The 19,462-nt window shown below is 55.4% G+C and carries 20 protein-coding genes and 1 tRNA gene; 18 read left to right on the top strand and 3 right to left on the bottom strand.

Features of this window, described 5'->3' with window-relative positions:
* From AABO57_21080 to AABO57_21105, 6 genes are all read left to right on the top strand, one after another.
* Window positions 1-956 (top strand): hypothetical protein (locus AABO57_21080; protein ID MEK6288220.1); only part of this gene is annotated, 956 nt, incomplete at its 5' end.
* On the top strand, window positions 928-2,139 hold the full coding sequence (locus tag AABO57_21085; protein MEK6288221.1) for an RHS repeat-associated core domain-containing protein: 1,212 nt from the start codon (window positions 928-930) through the stop codon (window positions 2,137-2,139). The genes AABO57_21080 and AABO57_21085, both read left to right, overlap by 29 nt.
* Before the next feature lie 40 nt (window positions 2,140-2,179).
* Entirely contained in the window at window positions 2,180-2,815 is a 636-nt protein-coding gene (locus AABO57_21090; GenBank protein MEK6288222.1) for a hypothetical protein, read from the top strand.
* 373 nt (window positions 2,816-3,188) lie between these two features.
* Window positions 3,189-3,611, top strand: a complete 423-nt coding sequence (locus tag AABO57_21095; GenBank protein ID MEK6288223.1) for a hypothetical protein — start codon at window positions 3,189-3,191, stop codon at window positions 3,609-3,611.
* A 137-nt stretch (window positions 3,612-3,748) separates the two neighbouring features.
* Window positions 3,749-5,035 (top strand): RHS repeat-associated core domain-containing protein, encoded by a 1,287-nt coding sequence (locus AABO57_21100; protein MEK6288224.1) that lies wholly within the window; start codon window positions 3,749-3,751, stop codon window positions 5,033-5,035.
* Between the two features lie 753 nt (window positions 5,036-5,788).
* Window positions 5,789-6,061 (top strand): hypothetical protein, encoded by a 273-nt coding sequence (locus AABO57_21105; GenBank protein MEK6288225.1) that lies wholly within the window; start codon window positions 5,789-5,791, stop codon window positions 6,059-6,061.
* 256 nt (window positions 6,062-6,317) lie between these two features.
* Here AABO57_21105 and AABO57_21110 read toward each other — a convergent pair whose 3' ends face one another.
* Window positions 6,318-7,475, bottom strand: coding sequence for a dihydrodipicolinate synthase family protein (locus AABO57_21110; protein ID MEK6288226.1), 1,158 nt, complete (start codon window positions 7,473-7,475; stop codon window positions 6,318-6,320).
* 19 nt (window positions 7,476-7,494) lie between these two features.
* Window positions 7,495-7,854: a cupin domain-containing protein gene (locus AABO57_21115; protein ID MEK6288227.1), complete on the bottom strand. Its 360-nt coding sequence runs from the start codon at window positions 7,852-7,854 to the stop codon at window positions 7,495-7,497.
* Between the two features lie 267 nt (window positions 7,855-8,121).
* On the opposite strand from AABO57_21115, the gene AABO57_21120 reads away from it, so the two are divergent.
* The 12 genes from AABO57_21120 to AABO57_21175 all read left to right on the top strand — a co-directional run bounded on the left by AABO57_21120 (window position 8,122) and on the right by AABO57_21175 (window position 17,681).
* Window positions 8,122-10,008, top strand: a complete 1,887-nt coding sequence (locus tag AABO57_21120) for a transketolase (protein ID MEK6288228.1) — start codon at window positions 8,122-8,124, stop codon at window positions 10,006-10,008.
* Window positions 10,009-10,366: 358 nt separating this feature from the next.
* Complete coding sequence (locus tag AABO57_21125) at window positions 10,367-11,530, top strand: protein kinase (protein MEK6288229.1); 1,164 nt, start codon at window positions 10,367-10,369, stop codon at window positions 11,528-11,530.
* A gap of 53 nt (window positions 11,531-11,583) precedes the next feature.
* Complete coding sequence (locus tag AABO57_21130) at window positions 11,584-11,799, top strand: hypothetical protein (protein ID MEK6288230.1); 216 nt, start codon at window positions 11,584-11,586, stop codon at window positions 11,797-11,799.
* 192 nt (window positions 11,800-11,991) lie between these two features.
* Window positions 11,992-12,237: a hypothetical protein gene (locus tag AABO57_21135; protein ID MEK6288231.1), complete on the top strand. Its 246-nt coding sequence runs from the start codon at window positions 11,992-11,994 to the stop codon at window positions 12,235-12,237.
* On the top strand, window positions 12,230-12,727 hold the full coding sequence (locus AABO57_21140; GenBank protein MEK6288232.1) for a hypothetical protein: 498 nt from the start codon (window positions 12,230-12,232) through the stop codon (window positions 12,725-12,727). The genes AABO57_21135 and AABO57_21140 overlap by 8 nt, the downstream gene beginning before the upstream one ends.
* A gap of 153 nt (window positions 12,728-12,880) precedes the next feature.
* A complete protein-coding gene (gene gap / locus AABO57_21145; protein MEK6288233.1) occupies window positions 12,881-13,888 on the top strand; it encodes a type I glyceraldehyde-3-phosphate dehydrogenase in 1,008 nt (335 codons plus the stop codon).
* A 99-nt stretch (window positions 13,889-13,987) separates the two neighbouring features.
* Entirely contained in the window at window positions 13,988-15,190 is a 1,203-nt protein-coding gene (locus AABO57_21150) for a phosphoglycerate kinase (GenBank protein ID MEK6288234.1), read from the top strand.
* Between the two features lie 29 nt (window positions 15,191-15,219).
* Window positions 15,220-15,795, top strand: coding sequence for a hypothetical protein (locus AABO57_21155; protein MEK6288235.1), 576 nt, complete (start codon window positions 15,220-15,222; stop codon window positions 15,793-15,795).
* Window positions 15,796-15,817: 22 nt separating this feature from the next.
* The gene (gene tpiA, locus AABO57_21160; GenBank protein ID MEK6288236.1) at window positions 15,818-16,582 is read left to right on the top strand and encodes a triose-phosphate isomerase; all 765 of its coding nucleotides are present in this window, start codon (window positions 15,818-15,820) and stop codon (window positions 16,580-16,582) included.
* 10 nt (window positions 16,583-16,592) lie between these two features.
* Window positions 16,593-17,042: a preprotein translocase subunit SecG gene (gene secG / locus AABO57_21165; GenBank protein MEK6288237.1), complete on the top strand. Its 450-nt coding sequence runs from the start codon at window positions 16,593-16,595 to the stop codon at window positions 17,040-17,042.
* 59 nt (window positions 17,043-17,101) lie between these two features.
* A tRNA-Leu gene (locus AABO57_21170) sits at window positions 17,102-17,186 on the top strand.
* 57 nt (window positions 17,187-17,243) lie between these two features.
* Window positions 17,244-17,681, top strand: coding sequence for an OsmC family protein (locus AABO57_21175; GenBank protein ID MEK6288238.1), 438 nt, complete (start codon window positions 17,244-17,246; stop codon window positions 17,679-17,681).
* 112 nt (window positions 17,682-17,793) lie between these two features.
* Here the strand turns inward: AABO57_21175 and AABO57_21180 are convergent, their stop codons facing one another.
* On the bottom strand, window positions 17,794-18,408 hold the full coding sequence (locus AABO57_21180) for a hypothetical protein (GenBank protein ID MEK6288239.1): 615 nt from the start codon (window positions 18,406-18,408) through the stop codon (window positions 17,794-17,796).
* Window positions 18,409-19,462: the final 1,054 nt, after the last annotated feature.

Consider the following 19,462-nt stretch of genomic DNA (forward strand, 5'->3'; position numbering starts at 1 on the left):
AGATCCCCGAACAGACGGCTACGATCAACGACGGAACGGGAACGATGTGGTCGTCCAAATACACGTACACCGAGTACGACGCGCTGCACCGCCGGACGGGGACTGTCTACAACACTGCTGGCGCTCCAGGGGTTGCAGCGACGGATAATGTCGCCTTCTTGTACGACTCAGACGGTCAGTCAAGCGCGCCGGGACTAATGCGGGTGACCATGGGAGCGGTTGAAGAGCGATACACCTACGACGACTTCGGTCGAGTCTCGTCGGTTACCGAGTCGATAACGCCATTCTCTGTGCCTAGGCCTTACACAACCAGCTACCAGTACAACGGCGGGAGCCAGCTCTCGAAGATGATCTACCCATCGGGGAAAGATGTCGACGTAAGCTACGACGATAAGGGCCGGTTTCGGGAGATGTACGGCATCGTAAGCGGCGTGACCTACAATCTGGCGGGACAAGTGTCCGGGTTGCAGATGACGCCGGGCGGCGCAGTGTCGCAGAGCTATGGTTACGATGCGCATCGATTGCAGTTGACCACGCAGACGGCGACGAAGGGAGCAACTTCGTTGATGAATCTGACTTACGGATATCAGGCATCTGCCGGCCAGATGGGAGCAGGCTCAACAGCGGGCAACGCGAGTCAATTGATGTCCATCAGCGGAACGATCAACTCAACCACCGAGAGCGCGGCTTACACCTATGACAATCTTGGAAGACTGGTGACGTCAAATCAGACCAGCAACGGAGCGAGCGCGCAGCGGAGATTCGCATACGACCGCTGGGGCAATCGCACGGGAGTGTGGGACGCGATTTCGGGAGGCAATCAGATTCAATCAATCACGCTTCAGCAAAGTGGCGGCGCTCCGACGAACCGCCTCGCAAGCATAACGAGCGGCTCGACTGTGAACTACACTTACGACGCTGCAGGGAATGTCACAAACGACGGCGTACACGGGTAGCCCCGCCATCCACGCTTACCTGTCGGTTCTCGCTGTCATACCCGCGAGCTATGCCTACGATCAGGATAATCGGAGATACAAGAAGACAGTTGGCTCGGCGGTGACGCATTACGTGTGGGAAGGCTCGCAGGTTGTAGCCGAGCACAACGGCAGCACTGGCGCGGTGTTGACGGATTACGTCTACTCGGGCAGCCGGATGATTGCGAAAGTAAGTAGCGGCAGCACCCAGTATTTCCTGAGCGATCGTTTGAGCACGCGGCTTGTGCTTGATTCGAATGGGAATGTGATCGGGCGTCAGGGGCACTTGCCGTTCGGCGAGGACTTCGGAGAGAACGGCACGCAAGAGAAGCATCATTTCGCGACGCACGAACGAGATGGCGAGACGGACAAGGACTATGCGTTGAACAGGCAGTATTCTCAGAGCGTCGGCAGGTTCGTACAACCCGATCCGCATGGGCCCAGTATGAAGAACCCCCTGGTGCTGGGAAGCTATGGGGATCCGCAGAGCCTCAACAAGTACAACTACGTAAGAAATGATCCGATCAATTCAATCGACCCGAAGGGTCTCGACATGTGTTTCGGGTATCACGTTTTTCTAATAACCAAGAGCGGCGCTGAAATACTTGACGTCACGTACCTGGGATTCATCCCGGTGTATTGCTGGAGCAGCGGCGGTGGCGGCGGATACAATAGCGGTGGGGGGAACCCGGCGCACGGGCCGCCACCGCAGGCGCCGAAATTAAAGAAGAGCAAGACTCCGGAGGAACTGGTTCTTCAATGGAAGCAAATAAGGGATGCGATCCTGTCAAACGGGGACTGTGCGCAGAAACTCGCGCCATATTTGCAAGACCTGAACCGAACAGTCGCACAGAAGAAAGGGGCTACCACTTGGTACATCAATGCTTACGATCCGACGGTCACTATGCCCAATGGGCAAACCGAGCAACAGTACTTTCAGAGCCACGATCCGGCGGGCGCAGTTACATTCACCCGTACTGACAACAGTTTAGCCAGAACATTTTTAGGGCCCGACTTCTTCTCTTCCAACGATGCACTGGGCCAGGCAGAGCTGTTCATGCACGAGTTGCTACACGTTGTCGTCGACTCCACAGAGGGATTAGAGGGAACAATGGGGACCAATGGAAAGAACGTAACTCAGTGGTTACATGATGGATGCAAGTAGTGCTTTGAAGAAGTGTCGCGGCAAGCAGATGAGGCTTTGTATGAGAGAGCGTCAAGTCTGGCTGGAGGTTCGTATGATGGTGCAGCGAGCGGCTTTTAATTGCGCGCCCACGCGGCCTTTTCCGATGGCCTGGGGAGAAAACCACATCCGGCGCGCGTCCGTGATCGGTCTTCTTTTGCTGATAGCGCTGCTTTCGGGAATGTCGAGCGCGATGTCAAGAAAGGACAGCGGCGATCAATCGCAACAAACGCTGGCGCTAACTCAACTGCCTTTCTGCGCGCTGGTGTTGCGGTCCTATAAGGTCAGTGATTCTTCCGATCATGTCTACGTACTGATGGCGCCAGCCCAAGTGACCGAAGAGAATCTCAGAGAGTTATTCCAGAGTCTCTCTGATGCATACTCGAAATCAACTCTACTGCAAGTGTCGGTTTACACGGACGTGCGACAACTCGACTTCCTTGCCACCGGTCTGGCTCAATCCGGGCCAGATGACCCTGTTCGCGCCAAGCCGAAATCGCCCTCGAGGGCGGCGGACTCGACCGATAAAGAACGAAACAAACCAGACGAATACCAATGGGCGTACTACGTGAGATGGAAGGACGGCGAGTTCTTCCGATTCAATCCCGACTTTCCGAAGAAGGGCACAAAGACAGTAACGCTGAGAGGAAAGCAATAAGCACCAGCGCGGCCCGCGTAAGCGGCGTTTGCGGACGCAATAGCGCCCTGGCAGAGGCGTATCTAAACAGAGGGGTATGAAAGATGGGGTCGTGCATTCGATCAATAGCATTGATCTGCGGAGAGGATCCTTTCTTAGTCGTTCTGAGTCAAAATCGGCCTGTGTTTGCTCAGGTGCGGAACCGCCTTACCTAGTCACAGATCAAGGTGTTTCCTTCCTGTCGCCACGAAGTTTGGTTTGCAGTGTCCTTTCTACTAGAACCAGCTTAGGCAAAGGAGGATCAGCTTTATGCATAAAGGGTTTCTGCTAGTTCTGATACTCTTGTTCGTGTCCTCTTGGGCGCCGATTGAATCGGCTTCCGGAACGCAGGTACATGGACTTTCAGCAGTACGAGGCTTGCCATTTTGCGCTTTCGTTTCTTTTTGACGTTGAGAATCCGACAAGCTTCTTTGTTGGAATACTCATGGATAAGGAAGATATGTCTGAGAGTAATCTCAAGTTACTCTTTCAGTCTATATCAAAAAAATACCCTCCTCAGTTGCTCTTCGAGAAACACGGTCGTCCTCTACCTCTTGAGGCGCGAGTATACACAGATCTCAGGATCCCGGGTGCACTCGCTAATAACGAAATGATTTCCGTCTCCGGCACACGGTCCACTTCATCGAGTGAAGAATCAAGAAATCCGACTCGTAGCAGAGCGTTTTATACGAGAACAGAAGCCGTGGAGCTATTCCGCTACAATCCAAACTATCCTGAACATGGAACAAAGACAGTCATTCTTAGAGGAAAGGAGTGAGGAAACCCTTCTGATCTGACTAGCGTGACTTACAGTGTTATGACAATCTTGGAAGACTGGTGACGTCAAATCAGACGAGTAGCGGAGCAAGTGCCGCGCGGCGTTTTGCTTACGACCGTTAGGGAAATCGCACGGGGATGTGGGACGCCGTATCAGGAGGCAATCAGTTACAGAACATCGTGATCGAAGGAGCCAACCACATCTGGAGTGTGAACAGCAGCACATCGGACCCGAACTACTACTATGATCCGGCAGGGAATCTGGTATGGGCCGAGGGACATAGCTACGCATACGACGCTGAGAATCGGCTTGTAAATGTGGATGGAGGAGCGACCGGGCAATACGCATATGACCCGTCGAATCGGCGCTACAAGAGGGTGACGGGCGGAGCTACGACGCATTACATCTGGCAAGGCTCGCAAGTGATCGCCGAACACAACGGCGCCACTGGAGCGGTGCTGGTCGACTACGTCTATTCCGGCGGCCGGATGATCGCGAAGGTAGCGAGCGGCACGACTCAATACTTCTTGAGCGACCGGTTGAGCACGAGGCTTGTGCTGGACGCTAGCGGCAACGTGATAGGGCGGCAGGCTCACTTGCCGTTTGGGGAGGACTTCGCAGAGAGCGGCACGCAGGAGAAGCATCACTTCACGAGCTATGAGCGCGATAGTGAGACCGTCTCGGACTATGCAGTGAATCGTCAATACTCGCAAACCACGGGGAGATTCAACCGAACAGATACGATACCGGCGAATGTCATGGATCCGCAGAGCTTCAACCGGTATGTCTATGCGCGTAACAATCCTATAAATATGATTGACCCGCTGGGGCTCCAGATTTGCGACATTACAAGGTCGAAATACTATTACGAAGACGATGAAGGGCTCTTGGTTATGGGAGTGATCGAGACATTGCACTGCGACGTTCTAGGCGATTCAGGTGGAAGCGATGCGGGCTCTCCACCTGTTGAAAATGGGCCGGGCGGTGGCGATGACCCAACTACGGCAGAATGGCATGCCCGGAGGATCAAAGAAGCTCTCGATTCGGCACTTACCAAACTTATCGATAGCATACCGTGTCAGGCTCTCCCTGGCACAGCCAAATGGGCGGCCATGCCCACGTTAACCCGACTCCAAAATGAAGGACGAATCACCGAGGGTGATGCGCATGGAGACATAGCCGAATACTTTTGTGGTCTCAAATGTATCCTCGGTCGTAACCCTGGGACAATTACGCTAGACACCGTACACTTCTTCGGAACCGCGATCGAAAACGAAGCGGCGCTTCACAATGTAACTATAGCGGAGGCTCAGGTAGAAACAATTCTTCACGAACTCGCTCGCGCAACGGGCGCCATGTCCGGCAACGAAGACGACTTCGATGAAAGGATATACAACACCTGCATTAAGCCATCTAGTCAATAAACGGAGGCAAACGTGTTGAAGGTCGGGCTAACTATATCCGCATTGTTTTGCGTGCTAAGTTGTCACGCCATAAGCGTGCATGAGAAGCGCGTGCCCTGGGAGGGTATGCCTCTCGTGCAAAGTTCAAATTTCATCGGTGCGGACACGGCCTGGTTGGTAATCGCGAACGGAGATCTCTTACAAACCACCGATGCCGGAAGAACTTGGAACACGAGACGCGATAGATCTATGGGAAGACTCAAGCGAGTGTCTTTCGTAGATCAGAATAGAGGATGGGCAGTCAATGAACCGGGCGAAGTCTGGACCAGTAGAGACCGCGGGCTTAGTTGGGAGCGAGTTTCTAGACTTGAATACGGAGAACGATGCGATGCCCTGACGTTCATCGATGAAACTCACGGCTGGGCTGTTGAACCTTTCTCCTTATGGAGCACTGAAGACGGCGGTGCGAGCTGGAGACGTTTCTTCCCTCTCGCAAATCCCAATAGTATTACAGAGCCGTTTCATAGACTCCAGTTCCTAAACCCTAAGATGGGATGGCTAGGCGGAGAAGGCGGCGCAATTTACCATACCAGCGACGGTGGGAGGACCTGGAATGCGCGAAGGGCGACCTCAAAGAGTGCAGATATTAGCGCGCTTTTCTTCCTCGATGAGCGAAGAGGGTGGCTTTCCCTCAGGCCCAATTGTACCTTACTTCGGACGGATGATGGGGGCGAAACCTGGTCAGAGCTTCCAGCTCCTTCTCAAGATTTGGAAATGCGCTCCATTCACTTTAAGAACAGGAATGATGGCTGGGGGGCAGGTTTCAGCAGAGAGGTAGATGCAACCAGGCTCGACAAGTCACTTGGCGTGTTGCTTCGAACTAATGACGGTGGACAAACTTGGTATGTCATCAATCCTGACCAGAAGGAGTTGTTTTACGACAAAGTGTACTTCACGGATGAACAACACGGGTGGTTGGTTGGGCAAAAAAGCGTTTGCTACACTAACGACGGTGGGGATATCTGGAACGTCGTTCTGAAGCTCTGAAGGATTTTGAAACCGAGCAAGGGTCCCTCATCGGTCGAGGGTCAGGCTTGGAAGTTGCGATTCGTCAACAGCTCGCTAGCGCACCGAGACACCGCCCTCTGTGCCAATGATAGTGAGACACGAACCGCTCTTTAGTTTTAGTGTATGGGGGCGGAGAAAGAATGTCTCATGTCAAAGCCCGGTTTTCAGCACATCAATGCCGCAGCCGGGAGCGGTTGAAAGAGCGAAGACGAGCGAAGCGAGCTGAGCTTCCCCGCTATCTGCTGGAAAGCCACACGGCGTCAGTTTGTGAAGCGAGATTCTGCTTGATTCTTTCGTAGCATCGCGCGAACTCACGACGCTCGTTTGAATCAAGCGCTCGCGTGCCTTCCGCTACCAGGTCCGACGTGATCACCCCATCAAGCTTCAACGCGTGCTTCAAACAAGCGATGCTCTTCTTGACCTCATTTCCTCCCTGCGAGAACCGGCACGCCGCGCTGAACTGCTCGAATGCCGATTTGTAAATAGACATCAATTGCTCATCGCCCGCGTAGCAGGCGCGCCAGGCTCGTTGCCACTCGCGCGGCATCGCATTGGCAGGACCTGACACGACTCCTATCGGCAGCTCGTTGTGAAGCAGGTACCGGTTCCAATACTCGCGCGCCCGGCCCAGCAATCCGTCTTCGACGTTGAATAGCTGAAACATCAGCATTGCGTTGCCGACATAAATCCCAAACTCGCCTTTGTCCTTGAAGTGCCCGGCGCCTTTGGTGTAGTTGCCAAGCACGCGCCGCGGCGCTGACACTTTCAAACCGAAGATGAACGGCAGCCGGCTGAGCCGCTTTACGTCGCGCGTGCGAATGTGCGGGATGCGCGGGTCGGCTGCGATGTCCGCATTGTCGTAGAGAAAGACCGGCAACCAGCGGCCCCGGTGGTCGAACAGATCACTCACGTCCTGCTGAAAGAACGAGACGACGTCGCCGAGATCTTTGATCGAGAGCGGCGCAATCACCGCGGCATCGGCTCCCGCCTCGAGCGCGCATTCGAGATTCGAAAGCGTCTCGCTTCGAGTCGCGGCCGTCACCCCGACCCACGCTTCCAGAGGTTGAAGCCCGCGCTTTGATATATCGCAATTGATGCGAGCGGCCTCGTCGGTCTCGATCCAAATGAGGCGTTGGCGTTCGATGTTTGAGATTCGATTCCACTCGCCGGTGGTGCCTACGCCGAACAGAATGTCAGAGCCGTGACCTTGCTGGGCGAGATAGCGAAACACGTTGCGTTGTTCTTCTTCAATCACGCAGCCGCCCGCGTCGAGAACGGTTATTGCCGGAATGCTGAGCCCGCAGCGGGGTTTGTAACTAAAACGATACGACCGGGAGGATATCCCCTCTTCGGCCGCCAGAGGTTCGGAGTATAGAGGACCAGATTCAATCATCCCTAAACTTGGAAGGCTGTCAGATTCGATCCAGCTCCGCCACTGTTCTTTCGTTCACCACATCGCCGGTGTTCAACGTGGACTTCGGCTCGAGCAACAACACGTGAACTTCTTCTTCCGCGATTGGAAGATGTTCGACGCCGCGCGGGACGATGACAAACTCGCCTTCTTCGACTCGAATCTCGCGGTCTCGAAACTTCATCAACAAGCTGCCTTTCACGACAAGAAACAGCTCGTCTTCGGCTTCGTGATGATGCCACACGAACTCGCCTTTGAGTTTGACTAGTTTCACAAAAGAATCGTTCAACTCGCCAACAATCTTCGGGCTCCAGTATTCCTGAAACGAGCCGAGCTTTTCGGTCAGGCTCACCTTCTCGATGGCTCTTCTATTTTGCATAGCGAATCAGAGCGTAGGCAGGCGCGATAGAAGTGTCAAGCAGAGAGACCTCACGTTGAAGCGAGGATGACTGTTGTGTATATTGAAACTTAATTCGCCTTTCTCGTGTCGGACGATTGAAGTCAATTGGGCAATCTCGTTTCTCCTGCTTGCGGGACCCGGCGCTTCGGTAGCACAGCCAGATCCGCAACAAGCTTCGCTGATCTTTGTCGCTGGATCTTCACCACACTCTTTATCGAGGAGCAACCGATGGAACAACCTGCCAGAATTAACAAGGATTTGATTCAAGCTCTGGAAACGATGGGCGACAAGCTGCGGATTCACTCCATCGTGGCGACTTCTGAAGCCGGTTCGGGACATCCGACAAGTTGTATGTCGGCGGCTGATCTTACGGCGGCGGTGTTCTTTTACGCGATGCGATACGAAGTCGCTAATCCGAAGAACCCGGTCAACGATCGCTTCGTGTTATCCAAAGGTCACGCGGCGCCGTTGCTGTACGCTGCGTGGGCCGAAGCGGGCGCGTTTCCGGTGGCGCGATTGAAAACGCTTCGGGAATTTACCAGCGAGCTTGAAGGTCATCCGACTCCTCGGCTGCCATGGGTTGAAGTTGCGACGGGTTCGCTTGGACAGGGCCTGTCGTGCGGAGTCGGGATGGCGTTGAACGGCAAGTATCTCGACAAAACCGGCAACAACATTTTTGTGTTGATGGGCGATGGCGAAGCCGCGGAAGGATCGGTCTGGGAAGCGGCCGAGATCGCGTCGTACTACAAGCTCGATAACTTGATCGGCATTGTGGACGTCAACGGATTGGGACAGAGCCAGCGCACGATGTACGGCCACGATACTGAAGTCTACCGGCGGCGCTTCGAAGCGTTTGGCTGGCATGCCGTTGCCGTCGACGGCCACAACGTTGCCGAGATAATCGCGGCGCTGGATGAAGCGATAGCCGTCACCGACAAGCCCTCGGTGATCGTCGCGGCAACCAAAAAAGGGAAGGGCGTTTCGTTCGCAGAAGACAAAGACGGATGGCACGGCAAGGCTTTTAAGAAGGGCGAGGAACTCGATCGCGCGCTGGCGGAGTTGCAGCCGAAAGTCGCGAACGCCGGTGAGCTGAAGATGAAGCCACCGGAGGGACGCAGCGCGCGAGACGGCGAGCAAGTAAGGGGCGAGCTTTCCGCGAGTGGGTACATCATCGGGCAACAAGTCGCGACGCGCGAAGCTTACGGCGAGGCGCTGGCGAGGCTTGGCGATCTGAATCCGCTGATCGTCGCGCTGGATGGCGACACCAAGAACTCGACTTATTCCGAAAAGTTTATGAAGGCGCACCCGGATCGCTTCTTCGAATCGTTCATCGCCGAGCAGAACATGGTGGGCGCAGCGGTGGGGCTCAGCTCGATGGGAAAGATACCATTTGCTTCGACGTTCGCGTGCTTTTTGACTCGAGTTTACGATCACATTCGAATGGCTGCGGTGTCGCAGGCGAACTTGAAATTGTGCGGCTCACACGCCGGCGTGGCGATTGGTGAAGACGGGCCCTCGCAGATGGCGCTCGAGGACCTGGCGATGATGCGAGCGATTGAGGGCTCGACGGTTTTGTATCCGTCGGACGCGATCTCGACTGAACATGCCGTGCGTCTCGCCGCTGAACATCGAGGGATAGTTTACATTCGAACGAGCAGACCGAAGACCCCGGTGATTTATTCAACGGATGAGCAGTTCGAGATCGGGCGAGCAAAAGTGATAAAGCAGAGCCCCGATGACCAGGTGACTATCGTCTCCAGCGGCGTGACTTTGTTTGAAGCACTGGCGGCGTACGATACGCTCAAAGCGGAAGGCATATCGGTTCGGGTAATCGATCTCTTCTCAGTGAAGCCAGTGGACGAAGAAACTCTCCGGGCCTCGGGCAAGGCTACGAACAATCTGATTATCACCGTCGAGGATCATTCAGCGTGGGGCGGGATGGGCGACGCTGTAGCGAGCGCGGTCTCGCCGTCGGGAATTCGAGTTTATCAACTCGCGGTGCGCGAAGTTCCACGCTCGGGCAAGCCTGAGGAACTACTCGCGGCTTATGGGATCGATCGCAGCGCTCTGCAGGCGATAGTCAAGTCGCTGGTTGGCGGCGCGAAAGATTCATAACCGAGAGATTTAGGTCCTGCAATCCCACCAACGCAGTTGGTGGTGCGTTCATACTCAGCCTACAAGCGACACTGCGTGGTGGAGTCCCAAATCCCACCAACGGAGTTGGTGGATTGTTCATATCCAACCTGGCCCGATCAGCCGGAAGTGAATCCGAGAGGAGAGTAGGCTGGGTATGAACGATCCACCAACTGCGTTGGTGGGATTCAAAAGGATGCGTGCCGTCTTGCTTGTAGGCTGAGTATGAACGATCCACCAACTGCGTTGGTGGGATTATCGGCACTGCCTTGGGAGAGGTTCTTCTTGGCTTTTTCGGCACTCTGCCAGGAATTGTATTTGCCTGCGTTTTGGAACTGAGATGCTTGCACCCGGCACAACTTTGCGCGACAGCTACACCATCGTGCGCTTGATAGCGCAGGGCGGTATGGGCGCGGTCTACCTCGCCAAACATCAACGGCTCGGCAGCACGGTTGCCGTGAAGGAAACATTCTTTAACGACCCTTCAATGCTCAAAGCCTTCGAGCGAGAAGCGCGATTGCTCGCTGGTCTACGACATGGTGCGTTGCCCAAAGTCATAGATCACTTCTCTGAAGGCGATGGGTGGTTCCTGGTGATGGAGTTCATCGGAGGCGACGACTTTGCCGAGATCCTGAAACAAAGAGGCGGCGCGTTTCCGATCAATCAAGTGATGGATTGGGGAGACCAGTTGCTCAGTGCCCTTGAGTACCTGCATAAACAAACGCCACCGGTAATTCATAGAGACATCAAGCCGCACAACTTGAAGCTCACGCAAGAAGGCCAGATCGTGCTGCTCGACTTCGGGCTGGCAAAGGGGCAGGTCGAAGGAATGTCGCGCATGACCGCAGGCCACAGCATCCAGGGCTACACACCCGCCTACGCGCCTCTCGAACAGATTCAAGGCGCGGGAACCGACGCTCGCAGTGATCTGTATTCGCTCGCGGCAACGCTCTATCACCTGATGACCGGCTTCACTCCGGCAGATGCGCTTAGCCGCGCGGCGGTCGTCGTGATCGGACAGCCTGATCCCTTGCGATCGGCACACGCCTTGAACCCGGAAGTGCCGCAGCGTGTCGCGGATGTCTTGATGCATGCCATGTCACAAAACCGTGACCAGCGCCAGGCCGGCGCGTCAGAGATGCGCCGGATGCTGCGAGACGCTGCGGGCAATGATCAGCCTACGGTGGTTACCCCGGTCGCGCCGCGGACTGGCGAAACCATAGCGATGGTTTCCGAACGCCAAAAAGACAGCGACTCACCGATCATCAACAGACCATCACCGGCTGCCGTCAATCTTTCAATACACAAAGAGCAACCGGACAATCTTGCCGCGCGAACGGAATGGGACACCGATCAACCGGAGCGAGCGACCTCCCCGCGCCCGGTTCCCACGACAGATCCGACGCCGCTCTTACAAGGTGCGCGAAAGTGGAATCGCCCGTGGTGGATGACGCTCGGCATCGTCGCGATGTTGATTATCGGCATAGTTTTTTTTCCTTTGTAAGCAACAGAAAATCAAACACGACCAGTGTCACTTCAAAGGTAGCCGACGCGGCGATGAAGTCTTTTGATTTCGACACGGTAACGGTGGATGCGAAAGGAACCATCACAGACCGGCGCAAAGGACAAGCGCGATACGTTGCCGAAGACCTCGGCGGCGGCGTGACACTTGATATGGTCGAGATACTTAGCGGCACGTTCACCACGAATGTCTGGTGCGGAAGGCTCAGGCGCTCGGTGAAACAGTCCGGCGTGGATTGCGAGAGCCGTTGACATCGTGAGTCGCAAGCGATCCAGACCATGCTTTGTTCAGATTCGGGTACTGTTCTAATGCGTGTTGCTCGCCTCTGCCCAAGGGATTATGATTAGCCGCGAATAAATCTAAAGCAACGAATATGTCTTGTTGATGAGTGCGATCCTGTTTGTTGCTGCTCAGCGTCATTGACGGAAGCGGAATGGGTGAAGATGCCAGAACCTGCGGACCCATTGGACGAGTTTAGGGAGCAATGCCGCCGCAACCTAAGACGGTCGCTAGATCAGCACATCAAATACGGCTTTTGTTACGTCTACAAACCTGTGTTGGATGACGCTGACTATCGAGTCTTCGACACAATGGAGGAGTATCGGCGGTGGTGTCACGAACACCTCCCGACTTACCTCGGCTATAAGCTCAATGAAGATGACAAGACCTTTGGAGTGAAGGATGCCTGAACGTCCTCCCTTTTATCCGGCGCAGGCACGAGAGCTTGCCGAAGCCTTCAACGCACACGAAGTAGACTACATGTTTATTGGAAAGAGTGGAGCCATTCTGCTCGGCTTTCCAGGTACGACTCAGGACGTGGATGTGTATCCAGCTCGATCGCAGGAGAATGGCCGGCGCATCATAGACGCTTTGACTCAACTTGGCTTCACTCTCGGCGATACTTTGAAGGCAGAGATCGTCAGCGGCAAGGACTTTGTTCAAATCAAAAGCGGCCCTTTTGACGTTGACCTCGTTTTTGCTCCCGATGGCATCGAGGATTACGCGACGGCAAAAGCTCGCATGCATCGAGAAGGCATTTTCCCGATTCTTAACCTTCGAGACATAATCGCTAGCAAGCGGGCTGCAAACCGAGCCAGGGACCTCGTTGATTTGCCTTTGCTCGAAGCGTTCCGCGAGGAATATGTGAAACTTCACCCGACTTCGACGAAAGACGATTAGCTTGTTTAGAGTTTGCGACGTTGGCGTCAGCGGAAAAGCGAGCAAAGCTGTATTGCTTGACAGTGTAAACGGCATTGGATAGTTTCGAGATTCCTTTTTAAGCGACGTGTTGTGCACGCCGCGATTTAATAGATCAGACGGGAGGCAGGCAGAATGGCAATCAAAGTAGGCATCAACGGTTTCGGGCGCATCGGGCGCAACGTGCTTCGGGCGTCGCTCAAGCACGGGGACATCGACTTCGTTGCGGTCAACGACATTACCGACACGAAAACTCTGGCGCATCTGCTCAAGTACGACTCGGTGCTGGGCAATCTGGACGCCGATATCAAAGCCACCGACAAGACCATCTCGGTCAACGGCGATGAGTTTCAGGTTTTCTCCGAACGTGATCCGGGAAAGATCGACTGGGCGTCGGTTGGCGCGGAGATCGTCATCGAGTCCACCGGCCTGTTCACCAAGCGCGACGACGCCGCCAAACACCTGCACGACACGGTCAAAAAAGTCATCATAACGGCTCCGGCCAAGAGTGAAGACGTGACCATCGTTTTGGGCGTCAACGAGAAGGCTTACAACCCGAAGGAGCATCACGTAATCTCGAACGCGTCATGCACGACCAACTGCCTTGGACCGATTGCCAAGGTGCTTCACGAGAACTTCACGATCGTCAAAGGCTTGATGAACACGATCCACTCCTATACGAACGATCAGCGGTTGCTCGATCTGCCTCACAGCGATCTGCGGCGCGCTCGCGCGGCCGCGCTTTCGATCATCCCGACTACCACGGGCGCGGCAAAAGCGATCGGCCTGGTGCTGCCGGAGCTGAAGGGCAAGCTAGATGGCATATCTTTGCGGGTTCCGACTCCAAATGTTTCGATCGTCGACTTCGTCGCCGAAGTCGCCAAAAACACAAGCAAGGAAGAAGTGAACGCGGCGATGAAGAAGGCAGCCGACGGACCGCTTCGAGGCATACTTCAGTACTCCGAGGAACCTCTGGTATCGGTCGACTTTCGCGGGAACTCTCACTCGTCGATCCTTGACGCGCCCTACACCAGCGTCATCGGAGGCACCATGGTCAAGCTGCTCTCGTGGTACGACAACGAATGGGGATATTCCTGCCGCGTGGTTGATCTGATCAAGTACGTCGCCGAACAGGGACTGTAAGAATTATGCGTGACTCGTGATGCGTGATGCGTGATTCGTGACCGGAGAGGATAGCTCAAGTTTCAAGATCACGAATCACGAATCACGAATCACTCTCCGATGCCTAAGCTTTCAATTACCGATCTTGATCTGAACGGGAAGCGCGTGTTCATGCGCGTCGACTTCAACGTGCCGCTCGACGAGAACGGCAACGTGACCGACGACACTCGGATACGCGCCGCGCTTCCGACGATTCGGTACGCGCTCGAGCACGGCGCTCGTTTGGTATTGGCGTCTCACCTCGGAAGGCCCAAAGGCAACCCCGAATCAAAGTACTCGCTGGCTCCGGCTGTGCGAGTTCTCTCGGAGTTGCTTGGTAGAGAAGTGAAGCTCGCGCCCGATTCGGTTGGCGAGCAGGTGCGCGCGATGGTCGGTGCATTGAAGCCAGGTGAAGCGTTGATGCTCGAGAACCTGCGCTTCCATGCCGGCGAGGAGAAGAACGATCCCGAATTCGCGCGACAACTCGCGGAGCTCGCGGATGTCTACGTGAACGATGCATTCGGCACTGCCCATCGAGCTCACGCATCGACCGAAGGCATAACGCATTTCGTGAAACAATCTGCTGCCGGGTTCTTGATGGAGAAAGAGCTGCAGTACCTGGGCAAGGTGCTCGAGCATCCGGAGCGGCCGTTCGTTGTGATCCTGGGCGGCGCAAAGGTTTCGGATAAGATCGCGGTCATCGAGAATCTGTTGAAGGCGGCGGACGCGATCTTGATCGGCGGCGCGATGGCTTACACGTTTCTGAAGTCTCAAGGGCTGGAGACTGGCCGCTCGCTGGTTGAAGACGATAAGCTCGACCTGGCGCGCGACCTGCTAGCGCGCGCGCTCGAGCGCGGCGTCAGTTTCTTGCTGCCAACCGACAACGTCGTGGTTGATAAAGCCGCGTGGGACGCAGATCCAGAATCGACGGCGCCGCGCACCTGTTCGGTTAAGGAAATCAAGCCGAATGAAGCGGGGCTGGACATCGGGCCCGACTCGGTTGAGAGCTTTTCACGGAAACTCACCGGCGCGAAAACAATCGTATGGAATGGACCGATGGGAGTGTTTGAACACCCGCCTTTCGATCTGGGGACTCGAGCCATAGCTCAGGCCGTCGCGGCGGCTGACGCTACGAGCATAGTCGGAGGCGGCGATTCAGTGGCTGCCATTATCGAGGCGGGAGTTGCCGACCGGATCACTCATGTTTCAACCGGCGGCGGCGCCTCGCTCGAGTTTCTGGCTGGCGAGGAGTTACCAGGTGTTGCCGCTTTGACTGACAAATAAACATGGGGCGTTAACCGAAGAGGATCCAAATGAACAAGGAAGTGCGATTAGTGGCGTTATTGGTGGCGGTGGCCGTAATCTCCGCAGCGTGCCGGCACAAGCCCGCTTATAGCGACATCGACGCGAACAAGGCGCCGAGGAATCAGAACCAGAACAGTGAGACTCAAGCAGGCACAGAACCATCAACTGCCGGTCAACCGCCGGCAGCGGGAGACGCTCAGCCAGCACCTGCTCCGCCGCCACCTCCGAGGTTCGTCAGCCCGTCCTTCATAGATCAAACCAAAGGCGGAATAAAGGACTTGCCCGACTATCCGCGCGCCTCGAGGTACAACGTACAGATCGGTCCCAATCAGGGAGTGAATTTTATGTCGCAGGTGCTCCAGACGACTGATTCACTGGAAATGATAGTGGCCTTCTACGAAGGAGTGATTAAAAACAACGGCTGGACCGTGACAAACAAAATGATTGACCCCGATTTGACTGAGTGGAGCCTAAAAAAGGGCGAAGAGAACAGTGCAAAGATCCAAGTGAAGAAAGAACCTCAAACGGGCAGAAGGAACATCATCATTGTTCGCGGCGAGAAACTGGTACAGCCGGGCAAGTAATCGCCAAGCGGCTTTGAGAAACATGCGACGACCAATCATAGTTGGAAACTGGAAGATGTATAAGACGATTCCGGAAGCATTGGAATTCGTCCGCGATTTCAAGCCGCTGGTTGTGGCTTCGACTCACTGCGAGGTTGTGATCGCCCCGGCATTCACGGCTATCAAATCGGTCGCGGACCGGTGCGACGGGTCGAACGTGGATGTTGCAGCCCAGGACGTCGCGGCGGAACCCGGTCCCGGCGCGTTAACCGGCGAGGTGTCCGCCTCGATGATCAGAGACGCTGGCGCCCGCTGGACGATCATCGGTCATTCAGAGCGGCGGCAGTTCTACGGTGAGACGGACGATTCGGTGAGCTCCAAGATTCGCGCGTCCATCGGCGCCGGTCTATCACCTATTGTCTGTGTGGGCGAGCGGCTGGAGGACCGAGATGCGGGGCGCGCGGAGCAGGTCGTCGAAGCGCAACTGACCGGCGGAACGCGTAACTTGACGGGGTCTGAGGCCTCTCGTATCATCATTGCTTACGAACCAGTATGGGCAATCGGAACAGGGCGGACGGCGACGCCTGAGACCGCCCAACAGATGCACGCGTTCATCCGATCCCGCATCGGAGCCATGTTTGGAGATAGGGTTGCGGTGGAAACCAGGATTCTCTACGGCGGCAGCGTGAAGCCTGACAATGTTGTAACGCTGATGAACCAGGTAGACATTGACGGCGGACTCGTCGGCGGTGCGAGTCTGGAAGCCGATTCGTTCGCGCGGATCGTTAACTACAAAGAGCGCGGCTAGGAGTAACGAAGTGCTTGGATTAATTTTGACGGTTCTCTACATTGTCTCGTGTTTCGTTCTGATCATGTTTGTGCTGTTGCAGCCGGGAAAATCGGACGCATCACAGGTGTTCGGGGGCGGAGTGAATTCGGCAGCGTTTGGCCCGCGCGGAACTCAGACGGTCTTGGCTAAGATCACTATTACCGCTGCTGTTTGTTTCTTTTTGATCGCGTTCCTATTCTCGATTCCGGGATTGTTCGAAAAGAGGTCGCTCGGTGAAGGCGTCGGCCCGGCGGAGGCCGCCCCGGTGAGCCCGGCGGCGCCCGCGGAACAGGCTCCAACGGTTCCGCCCAACGCGGCCGCGCCGTCCACACAACCGGCTGCAGCTCCGTCGAAGCCGGCAGGGGAGAACGCTAATAAACAGGCCAAGCCCGGGGGGTCTAAGGACGCAGCGAAGCCCGGCACCGATAAAGAGAATTAACGCCGCTGTCGAGCGCGAGCAGGCGGCCCAGGTTTTGACACGAGAGTCTCGCCCAAGAAGCCGAAGTGGTGGAACTGGTAGACACGTACGTTTGAGGGGCGTATGGGGCAACCCGTGGGGGTTCGAGTCCCCCCTTCGGCACCACTCTACTCCTTCTAGATTCGCTGGTTTTGACGCAACGGTAATTTATCAAGGACGCTAATGAGCAGTGAACCTAACGTTGAAACCAAGGTTGCGCGACTTCGCTACGCCGGGGGCGAAGCCTTTGTAGCGGAATCGCAAAGCGGTCATGCAATGGTCACCAGTTTCGGGCACGACAAGCTTACTGCGGCCTCGCCGATGGAGCTGCTGCTGGTCGCGCTCGGAGGATGCACTGGCGCTGACGTCGTTGCGATTCTCGAAAAGAAAAGGCAGCGAGTTACCGGGTACGAAATCGAAGTGCGCGCCGAGCGGCGAGCCGAGCATCCCCGCATCTACACCCGAATCGAAGTCGTCCACCGCCTGCGTGGCCACGCTATCGATCAGAAAGCCGTTCAGCACGCGATCGAATTGTCCGAGACGAAGTACTGCAGCGTCTCGGCTATGCTTGGTGTGTCCGCTCAGCTAAGCATGAGGTACGAAATCACGAACGAAGATTGACTTATTCGTTTCTCTCGAACAGCAACGCTCGGCCTATTTAGCGGGAGCGTTACAAGGCCAACCGACGGGCCGCGGTTCAGGTTGCCTACCTCCTCCGCCTGATTGCGGAGGATCACATCGTGTTACAAGGCCAACCGACGGGCCGCGGTTCAGGTTGCACCCGGACCTCGGTCGCAAAGTAGTTCCCAATCTCCCATTTGATCAGGTCGCGCGCGTGCCGCAGCCAGCCGGCGTTCAGCCCGCTCCATATGTAGTAGATGTTCAGGACTTTTATCTGATGTGTTGAGGGATAGTAAACCCCGGCCACATCGACCCTGTAGTAGGGTTCGAAGAACGCCGACGGCATTATCATCACGTAGAGTAAGCCGGGCGAGACACTGCTGGCGCGCCTCGCCAGCGAACCACATTTCAGGAATTGAGTCTGCACCTCGGCGAACGCCTCATCAATCCATTCACCAATTGCATCCGGCCCGCCGGGGAAGAGCATCATCTCGTTGATCGCGTACTCGGGCACTCCCTTTCTTGCTAACTTTGCCGCCCTCTTCTTCCAGTTCAACCCCGGGTCCTCGAAGCCCTGTGTGTTGTAGCGTATGCCATACCGCGGTGAAAACTTGTCTGGCACCGCACGAGGCGAACCTAAGAACTCATAATAGCCTTGGGCCTTCACAGAACCGCCCAAAAGCATCAGCGATATGAATGCAAGTATGAACACACTTCGCCTGACCATTTGTACTACCTCTCCTATCGGGGATTCCTAAATAAGGTCTCTCAGAAGGGGCCTGCTTCGTTGACTGTCAATCGGCAAGGTGCGTGCCAGCTATTCTGTAAACTTGTGGTCGTAACCCGACGGGAAATTCATGGGTTCCTGCCTAGTCAACGTTTTTCGAATTATTGCTTGAGGCATTACCTATTCTCGTCACGTGAAATCAAATGCGTGTTGTAGCCTCGTGACCCTCCCGGCCGCTAAGCCCACGCAACTTCGGTTTGGATCGATTCCCGTCTTTTAGGGCGTGAGGTGTTTTGGTGTCGCAAATGGTCACAGTCTGTGGATTCCCATCGCTCCAAGGCCGAACTCTTCTTAAGCTTCCGCTAGGGGGACATCCGACGGAGGCGCTCTGGAGTTTTTGCCGAATTCCGCCTTTCAATCTGGAAGAGAGGGAGTCAGAACAAGAGGAGAAGAGTCCGCTGTGAAAGCAGCCTGATAAGGCGGAACAGACGATCGGGGAAAATACCTATCCAGGGTATTGACAATAACTTGCAGATGAAATATCCTCTCGGCCAGCGTTAGTGTAGGATAGCGTTGCGGTTGTCTCGATAATCGAGGCGGCAAGTGAGGAAACAATGATGTCGAGGTTCTAGCGCAGGACGAAAATACCTATCCGAGGGACTTCCCCTTTTCCCGCTCTTATCGCCCGACTCCATTACACGGAGCATACTGAAGAATGCAGAAGGGATGATTTCTCGGAGGAACCAGACCGTTTTGCCTTCGCCTCGATTCTAGAGATCGAATTACCCATGAGAGACGTTGGACTTCAGTTCAGTTTGCCCGCACACCGAGAGGCCACCTGGAAGCATAGATCGGCCCGCCTGAGCCTGATACTGAGCAGCATATCCACGTTGGCCAAGCGGTTCCCAGCCGGCATCTGTTCGATGTTTTTTTTTGAACTGAGGGGCGGCGTCAGGACTAACACAGCATTCTTGGTTTGAGCGCGGCCTTTCCGCGCGTTGATTCTGACTCTGGCAGTTTGTGCCAGTGTCCGATATTAGCCGCTGTCTCGATC

The sequence above is a fragment of the Acidobacteriota bacterium genome, from assembly GCA_038040445.1.
GTDB classification, from domain to species: domain Bacteria; phylum Acidobacteriota; class Blastocatellia; order UBA7656; family UBA7656; genus Onstottus_A; species Onstottus_A frigus.

Excerpts from the sequence above, each read along its gene's own strand:
- AABO57_21180 (MEK6288239.1), bottom strand. The coding sequence starts at position 18,408 with ATGGTCAGGCGAAGTGTGTTCATACTTGCATTCATATCGCTGATGCTT.
- AABO57_21175 (MEK6288238.1), top strand. The coding sequence starts at position 17,244 with ATGAGCAGTGAACCTAACGTTGAAACCAAGGTTGCGCGACTTCGCTAC.
- AABO57_21085 (MEK6288221.1), top strand. The coding sequence starts at position 928 with ATGTCACAAACGACGGCGTACACGGGTAGCCCCGCCATCCACGCTTAC.
- AABO57_21125 (MEK6288229.1), top strand. The coding sequence starts at position 10,367 with ATGCTTGCACCCGGCACAACTTTGCGCGACAGCTACACCATCGTGCGC.
- AABO57_21150 (MEK6288234.1), top strand. The coding sequence starts at position 13,988 with ATGCCTAAGCTTTCAATTACCGATCTTGATCTGAACGGGAAGCGCGTG.
- AABO57_21110 (MEK6288226.1), bottom strand. The coding sequence starts at position 7,475 with ATGATTGAATCTGGTCCTCTATACTCCGAACCTCTGGCGGCCGAAGAG.
- AABO57_21100 (MEK6288224.1), top strand. The coding sequence starts at position 3,749 with ATGTGGGACGCCGTATCAGGAGGCAATCAGTTACAGAACATCGTGATC.
- tpiA (MEK6288236.1), top strand. The coding sequence starts at position 15,818 with ATGCGACGACCAATCATAGTTGGAAACTGGAAGATGTATAAGACGATT.
- AABO57_21120 (MEK6288228.1), top strand. The coding sequence starts at position 8,122 with ATGGAACAACCTGCCAGAATTAACAAGGATTTGATTCAAGCTCTGGAA.
- AABO57_21140 (MEK6288232.1), top strand. The coding sequence starts at position 12,230 with ATGCCTGAACGTCCTCCCTTTTATCCGGCGCAGGCACGAGAGCTTGCC.
- AABO57_21130 (MEK6288230.1), top strand. The coding sequence starts at position 11,584 with ATGAAGTCTTTTGATTTCGACACGGTAACGGTGGATGCGAAAGGAACC.
- AABO57_21090 (MEK6288222.1), top strand. The coding sequence starts at position 2,180 with ATGAGAGAGCGTCAAGTCTGGCTGGAGGTTCGTATGATGGTGCAGCGA.
- AABO57_21135 (MEK6288231.1), top strand. The coding sequence starts at position 11,992 with ATGCCAGAACCTGCGGACCCATTGGACGAGTTTAGGGAGCAATGCCGC.
- gap (MEK6288233.1), top strand. The coding sequence starts at position 12,881 with ATGGCAATCAAAGTAGGCATCAACGGTTTCGGGCGCATCGGGCGCAAC.
- AABO57_21095 (MEK6288223.1), top strand. The coding sequence starts at position 3,189 with ATGGACTTTCAGCAGTACGAGGCTTGCCATTTTGCGCTTTCGTTTCTT.
- AABO57_21155 (MEK6288235.1), top strand. The coding sequence starts at position 15,220 with ATGAACAAGGAAGTGCGATTAGTGGCGTTATTGGTGGCGGTGGCCGTA.
- AABO57_21105 (MEK6288225.1), top strand. The coding sequence starts at position 5,789 with ATGCGCTCCATTCACTTTAAGAACAGGAATGATGGCTGGGGGGCAGGT.